The 15,601-nt window shown below is 50.7% G+C and carries 9 protein-coding genes; 6 read left to right on the top strand and 3 right to left on the bottom strand.

The window, feature by feature from the left end; genetic code table 11:
* Positions 1-84: 84 nt before the first annotated feature.
* From I6E49_RS03535 to def, 3 genes are all read right to left on the bottom strand, one after another.
* Complete coding sequence (locus tag I6E49_RS03535) at positions 85-1,590, bottom strand: glycoside hydrolase family 10 protein (RefSeq protein WP_441006957.1); 1,506 nt, start codon at positions 1,588-1,590, stop codon at positions 85-87.
* Positions 1,587-3,539, bottom strand: coding sequence for a tetratricopeptide repeat protein (locus I6E49_RS03540; RefSeq protein WP_235400501.1), 1,953 nt, complete (start codon positions 3,537-3,539; stop codon positions 1,587-1,589). Before I6E49_RS03540 ends, I6E49_RS03535 begins: the two co-directional genes overlap by 4 nt.
* Positions 3,540-3,878: 339 nt before the next feature.
* Positions 3,879-4,442 (bottom strand): peptide deformylase, encoded by a 564-nt coding sequence (def, locus tag I6E49_RS03545; RefSeq protein WP_235400491.1) that lies wholly within the window; start codon positions 4,440-4,442, stop codon positions 3,879-3,881.
* A 368-nt stretch (positions 4,443-4,810) separates the two neighbouring features.
* Here def and I6E49_RS03550 point away from each other — a divergent pair, with 368 nt between their 5' ends.
* From I6E49_RS03550 to I6E49_RS03575, 6 genes are read left to right on the top strand one after another with little or no spacing between them, the layout of a single operon-like run.
* The gene (locus tag I6E49_RS03550; protein WP_235400492.1) at positions 4,811-7,930 is read left to right on the top strand and encodes a SusC/RagA family TonB-linked outer membrane protein; all 3,120 of its coding nucleotides are present in this window, start codon (positions 4,811-4,813) and stop codon (positions 7,928-7,930) included.
* A 20-nt stretch (positions 7,931-7,950) separates the two neighbouring features.
* Positions 7,951-9,453 carry a RagB/SusD family nutrient uptake outer membrane protein gene (locus I6E49_RS03555; protein ID WP_369681600.1) on the top strand — a complete coding sequence of 501 codons (1,503 nt, stop codon included), beginning with the start codon at positions 7,951-7,953 and terminating at the stop codon, positions 9,451-9,453.
* Between the two features lie 8 nt (positions 9,454-9,461).
* On the top strand, positions 9,462-10,172 hold the full coding sequence (locus tag I6E49_RS03560) for a DUF4843 domain-containing protein (protein WP_235400494.1): 711 nt from the start codon (positions 9,462-9,464) through the stop codon (positions 10,170-10,172).
* Positions 10,173-10,194: 22 nt separating this feature from the next.
* On the top strand, positions 10,195-11,850 hold the full coding sequence (locus tag I6E49_RS03565; RefSeq protein ID WP_235400495.1) for a PKD-like family lipoprotein: 1,656 nt from the start codon (positions 10,195-10,197) through the stop codon (positions 11,848-11,850).
* Between the two features lie 17 nt (positions 11,851-11,867).
* Positions 11,868-14,072: a zinc-dependent metalloprotease gene (locus I6E49_RS03570; RefSeq protein ID WP_235400497.1), complete on the top strand. Its 2,205-nt coding sequence runs from the start codon at positions 11,868-11,870 to the stop codon at positions 14,070-14,072.
* Complete coding sequence (locus I6E49_RS03575) at positions 14,069-15,325, top strand: hypothetical protein (RefSeq protein ID WP_235400498.1); 1,257 nt, start codon at positions 14,069-14,071, stop codon at positions 15,323-15,325. Before I6E49_RS03570 ends, I6E49_RS03575 begins: the two co-directional genes overlap by 4 nt.
* Positions 15,326-15,601: the final 276 nt, after the last annotated feature.

Raw genomic sequence — 15,601 nt, forward strand, 5'->3', positions numbered from 1 at the left:
AAATCAACCAATTATTAAGAACACAAGAATATTTGGTATTAATAATTTCCGTTTTGAATGTCCGTTGTTTTTGGGTTTAAAATACTACAAGCGCACCTTCTTCTTGGCACCCTTGCTCTCGTTGCTCAAGCGATCGAGCGATGTAACTACATAAGTATATTTCTGCTTACCGCCATCGTATGGCAGACGGAGCATGGTTTCGGCCGTGATGCCTACAATCTTCGACGGGTCGTCAAGATTAATCTTTTCGCCCTTCTTGAAGCGATATACCACCGACTTCGTTACCTCGTCGCCCCACTTCTTGGCCTTAGGATTGGTCCAGAACAGCACCGGTCCGTCATTAGTCCATACCACTGCCAGCTTCTTAGGTTTCTTCGGAGCCTTCGAATCGATGAACGGCATGCGTGGTTGCAGAGCCGGATAGCGCCAATAGTTGTTGCGCAGCATAGTGCCATAGTTGCCTACATTGTCCACAGCTGCCTTTGCATACCACAGCACTGTGCCCTGAACGTAAGGCTGCTGCTGGTGTAATGCAAACTTGGCAGGCATCTGATTGATGTTGGGATTGTCAATATCGGCAAACTTAACAGTACGCTCTACGTCCTCGCCGATAAACAGCGGGCGCTTAGAAGCATAACGTCCCCACCACTCTATGAGCGTCTTGTAGTCGGCTGCCTTGTGTCCAATCTGCCAATAGAGCTGCGGCACGCTGTAGTCTACCCAACCATTGTTGACCCACAGTAGGATGTCGGCATAGAGGTCGTCGTAGTTCTGCGTGCCGTTTGTGTTGCTGCCCACCTCAACGCCAGCGCGCTTGTTGCGGTAGATACCAAACGGTGACACGCCAAACTTAACCCAAGGCTTTATCTTGTGTATGCTCTCGCCACACTCCTTGATAAATACGTTGACGTTGTCGCGACGCCAATCAGCACGGTCGGTAATGCCGTTGTTGTACTGCTTGAATTCGCGGTCGTCTGGAATTTGCAGTCCTGCCACCGGATAAGGATAGAAGTAGTCGTCCATATGAATTCCGTCGATGTCATAACGCGTCACGATATCGTTGACCACCTTAATAATATAGTCGCGGTTAGAGGGTTGTCCCGGATTCAGAATGAACAGTCCGTCGTATGCAAACACGCTGCCTGGATGTCTCATGGCAACATGATTGGACGCTAAAGCCGACGTCGTCTTGGTCTTGGCACGATAAGGATTGAGCCACGCATGCAGCTCCATACCACGACTGTGACATTGGTCTATCATCCACTGCAGAGGATCCCAGTAAGGCGAAGGAGCCTGACCCTGCTTGCCAGTGAGAAATCGGCTCCACGGTTCGAGGTCGCTCTTGTACAGCGCGTCGCACTCGGCACGTACCTGAAAGAAGATGGCATTGACTCCATCCTTCTGCAACTCGTCGAGCTGATAGCTTAGCGTCTGCTGCATCTTCTGCGTCGACATTCCGATAAACTGTCCGTTTACGCACTGTATCCAAGCTCCGCGGAACTCTCGTTTGCGTGGAGTATAACTATCGGCAGTAGCATAAAATACGGTGCTGACAATCATCAGCACCAGCATAAGGATTTTTCTAATCATTTCTTTGAATTGGATATTTTTTTGATTACGCTGTATGCTTTGTATAATCCGAGTTCGCCTGCCTTGCTAAGGTCGGCTATGCCCTCGCTCTTCAGTCCGTTCTGCACACGTGCCAGTCCACGATTGTAGTAGGCTTCTGCCAGATTGTGGTCGATGTTAATGGCTCGTGTGAAGTCGTCGATGGCGTGTGTATAGTCACGTTCGGCCATGTATGTACAACCGCGGTTGTAGTACAGATACTGATTGTCCTTGTCTGCCTGTATAGCCTGGTCGAGATCGGACATTATACGTGCCGACTTCAGCGATGCAGCTGTAGCGTCGCCCTTGGCGTTGCGTGCCTGTTTGTCAAACTCGTTCATCATAGTCTGGCAATAAGCCCGTTGCCACAGAGCCACTACCGACGTAGAGTCGATGCCGAGACTGGCTTCAAGGTCGGAGATAGCATCTTCATAGTTCTGCGCTAAAGTTTCGGCAACAGCCCTCTGCACGAGTGCGGCTGCAAGCTTTTGCTGTCCTCGCGCCGCATCTACCACGGCTGTGAGCGAGTCTACTCGCTGCAACATCCGTCGTGAAGCAGCCTCGTCCATAGGAGCCGTTCCGCACACTACATAGAGTCGCAGTTGCGGATGTGCGGCGTTGAAAGCCTCCACCTTCTGTGCGAAGGCGTGATAGGTGTGAACGTCGCTCACCATGGGTGCAAACGACAGGTGGAACATCGGCTGTGCGTCAAGGCCTGTTGCCCGGTTCTGCACACGTCCGCGATATTCGCTTTTGTATTCATGTTCGGCATTGTTCTCGTCCGCCACAACAATCTGGTTGTACTTATTGGGGTCGATTTCGCTGCGTCGGCGCATCTGCTTGCGCTTGCTGTTGTTCCATCGTGGCTGAATGCCCAGGTGCTTGTCCATCTGTGCCTTCATGATACGGAACTCGTCCATCTCAGCCTTGGCTGTCATGCCGAGTCGGCGGTAGCAGCTGGCGCGTGCCGACAGACCCGTCCAGAAGTTAGGATATTCGTTGATCATGCGTGTATAGTCGCGAATGGCAGCACGCAGATTGCCCGTCTTGTCGAGCAAGATGGCACGATTGTATATGGCGAGAACGTTGTCGGGCTCCATACGTATCACATAGTCGAAGTCGGTGATAGCGCGGTTGTCGTCGCCCAGCTGCATACGCAGCAGTCCACGGTTGTAATGAGCCAGAAAGTTGTCGGGATCCAGGTCGAGCGCCGTGTCGTAGTCGGCCATGGCGCCACGCAGATTGTTCACGTTATATCGTGCCAGCGCACGGTTGACGTAGTTGCCTACATTCTTGGGTTTGAGGTGTATCGACTTGCTCAGATATGTATCGGCATCGCGCCACTTGCTTCTTGAGAGCGATATCATGGCACGTGTGTTCCATGCATCGGCATCGAACGGGTCTACTTCAAGACTCCTGTCGAGCCATTGGTCGGCCTGCGTGGTGTCTTTCTGCGCCAGATACACCTGTGCCTTGAGCGAATAGGCCGGTGCAAACTTCTTCCACTTCACTATGACGGTGTCGAGGTCGAGCTGTGCGCGTTTGTAGTCTTTGCCCTCAACACGGCACAGCACACGGTTGTACCATGCGCTTTGGTTTTGCGGATTGAGGCGTATTGCAGCGTCATAGTCGGCTATTGCCTGAGCGTAATTCTTCTGTCGTATGCGGCAAAGTCCACGCAGCTCATACATATTATATATATATGGGTTGAGCCCTATGGCGTGCGTCACGTCTGATTCGGCTCCTCCGAAATCGTCGAGATAGAACTTGGCAAGGCCCCGAAAAAACCAAGGCTCGTAGAGATATGGCTTTGCCGTGAGCACCTGATTGAAATACTGTATCGACAGCACGTAGTCTTCATAGTACAGCGCGCTGCGTCCCGACACCATAAGGCGGTCGGTATTGAATTGGGCTGAGGTGCGCTGGGGCATGAGCACAAACAGCACTGTTGCCACGAGTGCCGCTCCATAGCGCCATGTGTGTGACGTTATGGAGCGGGCATTGCTGTGATGCAACAGGAGTTTCGTTATTCGTGAAATGGTCATACGATTATTGTTGGTATAAGGGCGTGTCAGAATAGGAGTTAGAGGAAGTTAAGAAGAAGTTAATCCATCTACGATGAATGGAAGTTAACGGACAAATGCTTTGTCTTTCAGCAATTTATACATATGTCCGCTCGCTCGGCTTTGCCGCTTGCTTTAGCAAGAACTTCTATTAACTACGGGCAAAGCCCAAACTTCCTCTAACTTCTGTTTTGACACACTCTCCCTTTACTTCTTGGGGGCCTTGGTGCGATAAGCGCAGCGGAAGCGTCCGAGCAGCAGATTCTTCAGTTTGCCGCGCACCATCTGTCGGCGCATTGGCGAGATGCGGTCGATGAACATCTTGCCACCGAGATGGTCGAACTCGTGCTGCATGACGCGTGCGAGATAGCCGTCCACCCATTCGTCGTGCTCTACGAAGTTCTCGTCCTGATATTTCACGTGTATACGTGTGGGGCGTGTCACGCTCTCGTGTATTCCCGGCAGCGACAGGCATCCCTCCTCCATTGTCTCCTTCTTCGAATCTTCGTCGTATTCGAGTATGTAGGGATTGATATAGACATGGCGGAAGTCCTTGTATTCGGGCATATCGTCGCTCAGCACATCAAGGTCGATGACGACAAGACGAATGTCGAGACCTATCTGTGGAGCTGCCAAACCGATGCCGTCGCTGGCAGTAAGAGTTTCAAACATGTTGGCCACGAGCGTCGAAAGCTCGGGATATTCTGGGGTGATGTCCTGCGCCTCTTTGCGAAGCACGGGCTGACCGTAAGTATATATAGGTAGTATCATAATGCAAAAGTACAAATTATAAGCTAATCGAAAAATTAATTTAAGAAATATTTTAGATTAGGTGACATAATTATAAAAAAATCAATATCTTTGCAAAACAAAAACCTAAAAAGGTGAATTTTTATGACAAAAAAACCGATGAGAATATCGTGATATTTCAGATGTAGCCCTTTTGGCTTGCAAATGGACTCCTTTTACACTCCAAAAGGACTCCTTTTACAGGTCAAAAGGGCTACTTTTGCAATGCAAAAGGACTCCTTTTGAAAACGCATTGCACAACTACTTGAAAACAAGGATTTTACAGATAGAGAATATCAACAAAAGTACAATAAAATAACATTATAAATACAGAAACCATTAATTTGCTTATGAGAAAACGCAAGATGATTGTTGCTGCATTGGCTATGCTCGCATGCGCCAACTCGCCACAGACGGTTTGGGCGCAACAGCACGATGCCAACCAGGCAGCAAAAGTGGAGAATGGTGTCCGCAAAACAATTCCATCCGTAAAGGGTATCGTATTGTCGGCTGACGACGGACTGCCCGTAATTGGCGCCAGCATCCAGGTGGCTGGCAGCAAGCTGCAGACCATGACTGACGCCGAGGGACGTTTCGAATTGACAAACGTCGCATCGGACAGCAAACTGAAAATCTCGTACATCGGAATGACTACCACCACGGTATCGCCTTCGGCTCAGATGAAGGTGACGCTGCAGTCGGACAGCAAGCTGCTCGACGACGTTGTGGTTACGGGTATGTTCAATCGTAAGAAGGAAGGATTTACCGGTTCGGCAGTAACTATCAAGGGCGAGGACTTGAAGAAATTCAGTACCAACAACGTTGCAAAGTCTATTGCCGCCATGTCGCCCGGACTTAACATAATGGACAACAATCTCTCGGGCTCTAATCCTAACAACCTGCCCGACATGCGTATGCGTGGCGGTGCAAATATGGACCTCGGCACCAGCCAGGACGTGCTCACCGTGCAGGGCGAGTACGAGACTTACGCCAACCAGCCGTTGCTCATCATGGACGGTTTTGAAATCTCCATACAGACGCTTGCCGACCTTGACCCCGACCGCGTGAAGTCTATCGTCATTCTGAAGGACGCAGCTGCCACAGCCATCTACGGTTCGCGTGCTGCCAATGGCGTTATAGTAATCGAAAGCAAGACTCCGAAACCGGGCCGCATCTGGGTGACTTACGGTGGCGAAATGCGTATCGAGGCTCCCGACTTGACGGGCTACAACCTCATGAACGCACAGGAAAAGCTCGATGCCGAACTTAAGGCTGGAGTATATATTGAGGGTGGCGAAACCGTTGACAAGTGGCAACTGTACCAGAAGAAGCTGAAGAACGTGCTCTCGGGCGTTGACACCTACTGGCTCAGCAAGCCGCTGCGCACATCGGTTCAGCAGCGCCACACCGTCACACTTGAAGGCGGCGACGACGCTCTGCGATACCGTATGTACGTAGGCTACAACAGTTCGCCGGGTGTGATGAAGAACAGCGGACGCGACGTGCTCACCGGTATGCTCGACTTCCAGTATCATCTCAACAAGGTGTTGCTCAAGAACAGCATCACTATCGACAATTCTACTGCCGACGAATCCAACTATGGCAGCTTCAGCCAGTACACCAAGCTCAACCCGTATCTCTCACCCTACGACGAGAATGGCAATCTGCAGAAGAACATGGACGACTTCACCGGCACCAATATGGGAATGTCGCAATATGCCAATCCGCTCTACAACACTACATTCAACAGCAAGAACCGCAGCAAGAACTTCAGCGTGCGCGAGCTGTTCAAGGTGGAGTACACTCCTACCAAGGACCTGCGTCTTGAGGGTGCATTCTCGCTCTCGAAGAGTGTAGGACACCACGACATATTCCGTCCGGCCCAGCACACCGACTTCGACAATATCAGCGACCCGACACTCAAGGGCGATTACCGACGCACACAGAACGAGTCGGTCAACTGGGGAGTCGACCTTACAGCCAGCTGGAACAAGCAGCTCAACGACCACTACATCACATCCAATGCCCGCATGAGCATTCAGGAGAACAGTACCGACACGTATGGCGCTTACGTGACCGGTTTTCCTAACGACAACATGGACGACATACTCTTCGGCAAGAAGTATAACGAGAAGGTGACGGGTGGCGAGAGCACAAGCCGCTCTATCGGATGGGTACTCAGCGGCGGCTACTCTTACAAGTACAAGTATTCTGTCGACTTCAACATACGCCTCGACGGCTCGTCAGAGTTTGGCAAGAACAACCGTTGGGCACCTTTCTGGTCGACCGGTTTGCGCTACGACTTGAAGAAGGAGAGCTTCATGAAGAACGTGTCGTTCATTTCCGACCTCGTGCTGCGCGCCACATACGGAACCACGGGTTCGCAGGGTTTCTCGCCCTATCAGGCTCACAGCTACTACACTTACTCTTTGCTGCTGCCCTATCTGTCGTCTGACGGAACCGGCGCCAACATCCTCGCCATGCACAACGAGAACCTGAAGTGGCAGACCACACGCAACACCAACTTCGCGCTCGAACTCGGACTGTTCGACCATCGACTTACAGCCCGCATCGAACATTATAATAAGGTGACCAACAACCTTATCACAAACATCTCGCTTGCACCCTCACTCGGATTTACAACCTATCCCGAAAACCTTGGCAAGATTGAGAATAAGGGTTGGGAGATCAGCCTCTCGGCAATACCTTATCGCAACCCTGCCAAGCAGGCTTACTGGACTGTCACGCTCAACGGGTCGCACAACAAGGACAAGCTTGTTGAGATTTCGGAGGCTATGCGCCACATCAACGAGAAGAGCACTAACGAACTGAAGGACAGTCCGCTGCCAAGATACCAGGAGGGATACTCCATGTCGAGCATCTGGGTTGTGCCTTCGCTGGGCATCGACCCCGCTACCGGCGACGAAATACTCGTCAAGCGCAATGGCGAACTGACCAACCAGGCCGGCTATAGCGGCACCGACGCTGTGCCCTACGGCAATACCGAGCCTACATGGCAGGGATATATCAACTCGTCGTTCACCTACATGGGTCTGGGCGTTGACGTTAGTTTCCGCTACAAATTTGGTGGACAGGTGTACAACCAGACACTCGTCGACAAGGTGGAGAACGCCAACCTGGCATACAATGCCGACCGACGCGTCACCCAACTCAGATGGCAGAAACCTGGCGACCACGCCATGTTCCGCGCACTCAATCCTCATGGAGCCGGCACCAAGGCCACATCGCGATTCGTTATGGACGAGAATGTTTTCCAGGGCAGCACTCTGTCGTTCTATTATCGCATGGATACGAAAAACGCCCGATTCATAAAGAACTGGGGACTCAGCTCCGCCAAACTCGGATTTACTATGGAGGACCTGTTCTATCTGTCGTCGGTGAAGCGCGAGCGCGGTCTCGACTATCCGTTCTCACGCCAGTTCACATTCTCTCTGAACGTAGCATTCTAATTACAATCTAACACGCAATAATTATGAAATACATATATATATTGGTAATAGCCGTGCTGACGGGAAGCCTGTCTTCGTGCAACGACTGGCTTGACGTATCGCCAAAGCAATATATTCCAGCCGACAAGATGTTCGAGTCGGAGTCGGGTTTCAAGGATATTCTCACCGGCATCTATCTCCGAATGGGCACCACCAGCCTCTACGCAGGCGACCTCACATACGCCTATCTTGACGAAATGGCAGGTCTGTACAGCGACTATCCCGAGCGCAACAATTCGAACGTGTTCAATCAGTCGACGGTTTTCGACTACGACAACCTATTCCTCGACAAGCGCAACGGCATCTACGAGGCACAGTACAACGTCATTTCCAACATCAACAATTTGCTGACCGGACTGGAGAGTCATCGCGAAGTGCTCACATCGCCCCACTATTACGAGGTGATAAAGGGCGAAGCGCTGGGTCTGCGAGCCTTCCTCTACTTCGACTTGCTGCGTCTCTACGGCCCCATCTACAGCCAGCATCCTACCGATGCTGCCATCCCCTACAAGACAACGTTCGACACCGAACCCACTCCGGTGTTGCCTGCCAATGAGGTTGTGGCTAAGATTGTAGACGACCTGAAGGCTGCCGAGCAGCTGCTCGAAGCTCACGACACACGCGACTTCTTCACCGATGAGAACGACCGTACCGCATTCCTCAGCAACCGCGAGTTCCGTATGAACGTGTATGCTGTCAAGGCTATGCTCGCACGTGTGTATTGCTATGCCGGAGAAAAGCCCCTTGCCGTGCAGAAGGCGCAGGAAGTGATCGATGCTTCCAAAATATTCAGCCTCTACAAGAGCCAGACTGCATCCAACTACAACTCTATACGCTATGGCGAACAGATATTCGGACTCAGCGTACACGAGTTGTCTACATTGCTCGACAACAACTTCATGATGATGGATCTCGACTCTTACAACTCTGCTACAAACAGACGTTTCGGACTGACCGAGCAGATGATGAACCAGATTTACGAGGGATTCACTTCCGACTGGCGCCAGAACATCGTGGCATTCTCGTGGGACGACAGCCATGCCAACGCCTTCTGCAAGAAGTATAATCAAGCTCCGCTGCTCAGCGCATACGGCTATCAGGGCGCCGATGCCATACCGCTCATACGTCTTCCGGAGATGTACTACATCATAGCCGAGTGTGCCGACGACGCTCAGACAAGTGTCAACGCACTCAACACCGTACGCTTCGCACGCGGCATTTCGTACAGCGACGAGATATTCACTAACGGATATGACCAGCCAGACGTCGCATCGGCTGAGAACAAGGAGCAGACACGCCGCATCAACGAAATCATGAAGGAGTATCGCAAGGAGTACTTCGCCGAGGGACAACTGTTCTACTTCCTCAAGAATCACGCCTATAGCAGATACTACGGATGCAACGTCGATGGTATGACTGCAAAGCAATATCAGATGCCTTTGCCCGACAACGAGAAGATATTCGGCAACAACTCTAAAAAGTAAGAACAACTATGAAACATATACTTTTATTTATAGCGACCGTTGTTTTGGCTTGCAGCTACATCAGTTGCTCTGAAGAGAAAATCGAGATGTACAACCAGGAGCCACGCATCAACTTCAATCAAAGTATAGTATACGGCGAACTCACCGACACCGACTATGTAAAGATGAAGACCGACCCGTATCGTGTGGACAGCTTCCGAGTGAGAATACAGGGCGATTTGCTCACATCCAGCCGCGACCTTTGCGTCAAGCAGAGCGACAACAGCGAATATCAGAACTCGCTCGAACTGCTGATAGACGACAAATATACGTTCAGCAAGCTTGACGGAGTAGAACAGAAGTTCTATTTCAAGGTGAAACGTCCTGCATACAAGCCCGGCAACAAGACCTACGGTTGCAATATTGTATTCGACAACGACAACCCCAAGCACCAGTTCCTTAAAGGCATAGTAAGCGACAGCTACGCCGAGGTGAACTACGTTTGGAAGATTGAAATACCAGACAACTGGTATGACTACTCATGGACGGGTTGGGGCGACTTCAGCGTAACCAAATACTGCTACATAATGGACGTGCTGGGATATACGTTCGACAAGATAACAACCGATCAGGAGAACGACGAGGCAATGGAGAAGGTCGGCGCTGCCTACGAGGAATACAAACGTGAGCACGGTCCGATACTCGACGAGAACGGCAACGATATTTTCCCGGATGAATAATAAACTATAAACACGAAACAATATGAAAAAGATATATTCATACATATTGGGCATTGCGTCGGTGGCATTGCTACAAGGATGCTACGAAGACAAAGGCAACTACGACTATCACGACGTCAACGACATCAAGATAGAAATACCCGAAGCCAAGGTGCGTATGCCTAAGACAGAGGCGCAGAGCGTCACTCTGACGCCCGAACTGTCGCAGACTATGGCGCAAAACGAGGACAACCTCACCTTCGAATGGCTGCGTCTGAAGGCTGACGCGAAGTTGGGGTCGAAACAAATCAAAGATTACGACAAGTATTCTACGGGCAAAGTGTGCAACGTTGAGGTAGAACCCAACAATCCCGAAAGCATCGGCATGATGCTTATCGTCAGCAACGAGGAGACAGGACAGAAATGGTATGAGCTGGGCAAGGTTACCGTTATAAAGCCGCTCAACCCTGCCTGGTTCGTATTGCAGGAAACACCGGAGCAGCGAAGCGTTGTTGGCGCTGTCGAAGGCGATGCCAACGGATTCTTCGCATACTCAGATGTGTTCAAATCGGAAACCGGTGAGTCGTTCGCACTCAACGGAAAACCTTTGGCAATTGCTGCAAAAGGCAAATACGGAAATACCAGTTTATTTCCAATGGGTACAAAAAGATTTGCCAATCTGACCATTGCTACAAGCAACGAGATTGCTACATACGACCCGAGCACACTCTCTATGAAGTATGGCACAAACAAAATAATGTTTGAACACGCAATGAACAACAAGCCTGTCAATCTGTCTTATTACAAGATGGACAAGAAGGGCGAGATGTTCGTGACCGACTCGAAGGCCTACTTTGCATACGACGACGGATGGTGTGTGCCATACTCTGTATCCGACACGCAAGCTAACAATGAAGGAACAAAGAACGTTATCTTCTTGCCGACTCACTTCGCTACGTTTGGCAGCTATGTGTTGGCATACAACGAGGATACTCATCGTTTCCGTTTGGGCAACGCCTTCTCAGGAATGATGGATTATATGACTTCATTTCAAAGCTCGCAATATATTAGAAAAGGTTCGACATGGAGAGATGTGAAGCCACTCGTGTTCAGAGATATCAACGATGACGCGGAAGGAACATACGCTTTCGACCCCAACAACGTCAGTTCTTCATTGCAATTGCTCGACATTGTGTGCGGAGGCGACAACGGCAACTACGCTTATGCAGTCATGGGCGACGGCTCACACAGTCTGACGGTGTTCAGTTTCAGCGCAGATTGGGACGATCCGATGTGCAAGAGCAAGGCAACTGTACAACTGCCAGGCGACGTTGACCTCAGTTCGGCACGCTTTGCAGCCTCGGCAGCCTACTCTACTCACTTCGTCTTCATGGCAGCGGGCAACAGCGTATATCGTATAGACCTCGACCGTCAGAAGATTGAGACCATCTACACCTACGATGCCGACCAAAACGCAAAGATAGCTTGCCTTAAATTCCGCGATTCGGAAAGCTCTGAGGAGTCGCTCGGAATGGTATTGGGCATTGCAATCAATACATCCGACGCAAAGGGCGTTATGGCAGAATTGCAACTCAACGTTGCCGGCGACGTCGACCGAGCCGAAGGCAGCGTATTTATATTCAATGATGCAGCCAATCCGTTTGGCAAAATCGTTGACATCTCGTACAATCACGAATAAGCACTTCTCAAAAACGAATGAAAGTGAAATACAAATACTGTCTAACAGCATTACTGATGTCTGCCTGTTCGCTCACAGCGAGCGGGCAACATCAGTTTGACAACTGCTTCAAAAGCCCACCTCGCATAACGTATGGAATGTTCGACACGTACGAATCGGACGGAAATATGTACTGGGCGATACCCGACTCGCTGTTAGACCGTGAATACAGCATCACAACAACAATACTTCAAGCTCCCGAAAGTCCCAACCGCAAATCTGAAACCAAATACGGATATGCCGGCGACTTGATTGGTCCGATGTATATGGCGCTGCATAAGCGTGACGGCAAACTGATTATTGCCGACCCGCAGCACAGCCTCATCATTACCGACCGAGCCGGAGACATAGGCCGTATAGCCAAGCTCACACCAACAGAACGCACCTACCGCAGTCTGCCTGTAGTGGCAGAGAGCAACGGAATGACGCTCGTCGAGATTGGAACAACGCTGAAGAACTTCACTCTGTTTGCCCTTGAGCCTGCCTATTACGACATGAAGATAAGCGCACGCGACGCAAAAAGGGACACGATAGAAGACGTCAAGGGATGCAACGACTGCATATTGCTGCTCATATCGCGCACCTATCGCAATATGACTGCGCTCCGCCCTACTCCCGGCAAGACTATTCCGTCGTACGAAGGCATCTGGAAGACGGGCGTATGCATCAGTCTTATGCCCAAGACTCCTATACCTATGAAGCGTGGCGACGGCAAGACATACTTCGAAATCAGCAAGAGAATCATGGCTGACAGCGGACGTGTGACACGTATGCCTATAATAAAACGCTGGCGACTGGACATCCGTCCAGAAGACCGCGAGCGATACTTCAAGGGCGAATTGGTAGAACCTGTCAATCCGATAGTGTTCTATGTCGACCGTAACTTCCCCAAGTTGTATCAGAAGAGTATCATTGAGGCTGTGCGAGAGTGGCGCCAGGCATTTGAACAGGCAGGATTCAAGAACGCCATCGATGCCCGACTGGCACCCACGCCAAAGGAAGACCCCGACTTCTGCATGTACGACAGCCGCTATCCTTACATCTCATGGAAGACATCGGGAATGGCTAACGCTTACGGCCCTTCGCCCTGCGAGGGTCGCTCGGGCGAGATTACAGCGTGTCACGTTGGCGTGTTCAGCAGTGTGCTACAGGTTGTTCAGAACTGGTATTTCGTCCAATGTGGTGCCGTAGACCCCGTAGCACGCAAGCCGATACTGCCCGAATGGCTGCAATGCGAACTGCTGAAACTGGTGATAACCCACGAAATCGGACACTCGCTCGGACTGGAACACAACCACAGCGGAAGCAGTCATGCGTCTATAGACAATCTGCGCGACAACGAATATCTGTCGCGTCACGGCATTGGAAGTTCAATTATGGACTACGTGCGATTCAACTATGCCCTCCGACCTGGCGACAAAGTGAAGCTCGCCAATCGTCGTATACAAATAGGAGCATACGACCGTTGGGCTATAGAATGGGGCTACCGCATGTTCCCAGGCGACACTCCTGAAGAGCAGGAGCAGAACCGGCGCAGATGGTATGAACAACAGAAGAAGGACAATCCGGAACTCGCTTTCTACGATCTGCGCGATGTCCGATCGCAACAGGAGGACCTTGGCAACGACCATGTGGCTGTAAACACTCAAGGCATAGAAAACCTGAAGTACCTGTGCAGCCTTAAGGACATCTGGAAAACGAAGTCTGTGGTCGAAGAACAGATTATGCGCGAACGCTACAAGGCTATGATTGAGCATTACGGACATTGGGTAGGACACGTGACTGCACACCTTGGAGGCTGCCGCTATGTTGACGGCAAACAGCAACTGGAGTCGGCTGAATACTGCCGCAAGGCTGTGCACTTTCTGCAAGACTATGTGTTCACGCCACCGACATGGCTGTTTGACAGGCAAATCATTGATGCCGTACACGCCGACCGACAAGAGTCTATAGACAAGCTGTACAAATCGTGCATGGATTCGATGCGTTACGCACTGGAACTTATGGCTAAACAGCCTGCCGATGCAAAGGATGTAATGACCAAAGACGAACTTGTCGAGTCGATTGAAAGTACGCTTTCGGCGCTTGGCACAACTGGCGACGATGCCGAACTGAACAAATACGTACAAGACAAGTGGAACAAACTGATAGGGAACGGTACTAAAGACAAAACAAAGGAATGAAGAATACATTAATAATAGCGGGGCTTATGACAGCCACTTTGGCAATGGCTCAGCCGCAACCTATAAGCTATAGCAATCTCGTCAAGACCGGAACGAAGCTCGCCGAGGGCGTTCTGCCAATATATCAGCACGACAACCGTGTGTATATGGAGTTCGACCGGCAGCTCGACGGACGCGAGATGGAACTCAGAGGACAAATCGACTGCGGATTCGGACTGATTGACAGGGCTGTGAAATCGATTGGAGTCGTTAAGCTTTCAGTGCCCGACTCGGCTACAGTAGTACTCAATCAGCCTTTCTATCACGACCGTATACTGGATAGCGACAGCCCGCTGACCAAGGCTTTCAATCTCTCCAACGGTCCGACTGTAGGACGAACGTATTGCGCTGCAGTTGTATCGGACAAGGGAAATCCCATTGTCGACATAACCGAATTGGTGGAGTACGGCATGGAATGGTTCGACTGCTCGCAGTATAGCGCAATACGCTCGCTCGTAGAGGGGTCAGGCCGACTGACCGAAGTACACGCTTCTGCCAGCGGCGTGGCTATGAGCATAGAACGACAGTATGAGACAGAAGCCGAACAATACTCGTTCAACAGTATGGCGATAATACTTCCCAATGCCAGCAAACCGCTGCTGACGAGCTACTACTTCAATCTGCTGCCCACTAACGGCGAACCTATACGACTGTGTGCAAGGGATATTGCAGCCCAGACTATTCATCTGAACGACTACTCGCAGAATCCTTACACTATGATTGAGGATTCGTTGGTGGTGAGATGGGCTACAAATGTTCCGTGCGTGTTCTACATCGACTCGCTGATGCCTCAACAATATCGAGGCGCTGTAGTAAAAGGCATTGAGTCGTGGAACTCGGTTTTGGCTAAAGCGGGAGTGAAGAAGCGGCTTACAGCAAAACCTTTGGGCAAGCAAACGAAAGCCGTTGAGCAGGCTATTGTTGTGGCTTACGACTTTGGCAAGAAAGGCGTGACATCCGAAAAGACTGTTCATCCCCGCACTGGCGAGATACTTTCGTGCCGTCTCAACATCGGGCACAACGGGAAAAGCCCCATAACTGCCGACGGACTGACAAAGAGCATACGCAAGGAAGTGGCACAGATACTGGGCATTGCGCCCAACGCCAACGACCAACAGGCGGCACGCGCCCTGAAATATCTGTACAATGCACCTGCCAACAGCAATGTCTACAAGGACCGCGAACGAATGATTGGCATCGTGAAGGGTAAATAAATGGGAGTTATTGGAATTTAAGAAGAAGTTAATCCATCTACGATGGATGGAAGTTCTTGCTAAGGCAAGCGGCAAAGCCGAGCGAACGGACAATTGCAACTACGCGAGGAAACAATTTTTCCCTCGCGAGGAAATAAAAGAGGGTGTGTCAAAAGTCTAAGCAGCACGCCCCGAAGGGGCAGAAGCACATAGCCCAGGGCAACGCCCTACCCTTTATACACATCTTTGACAATTCTCAACATCTCACATTTGCAGAAGAAATTGTCAAGTCCTGTT

The sequence above is a fragment of the Leyella stercorea genome, from assembly GCF_021531655.1.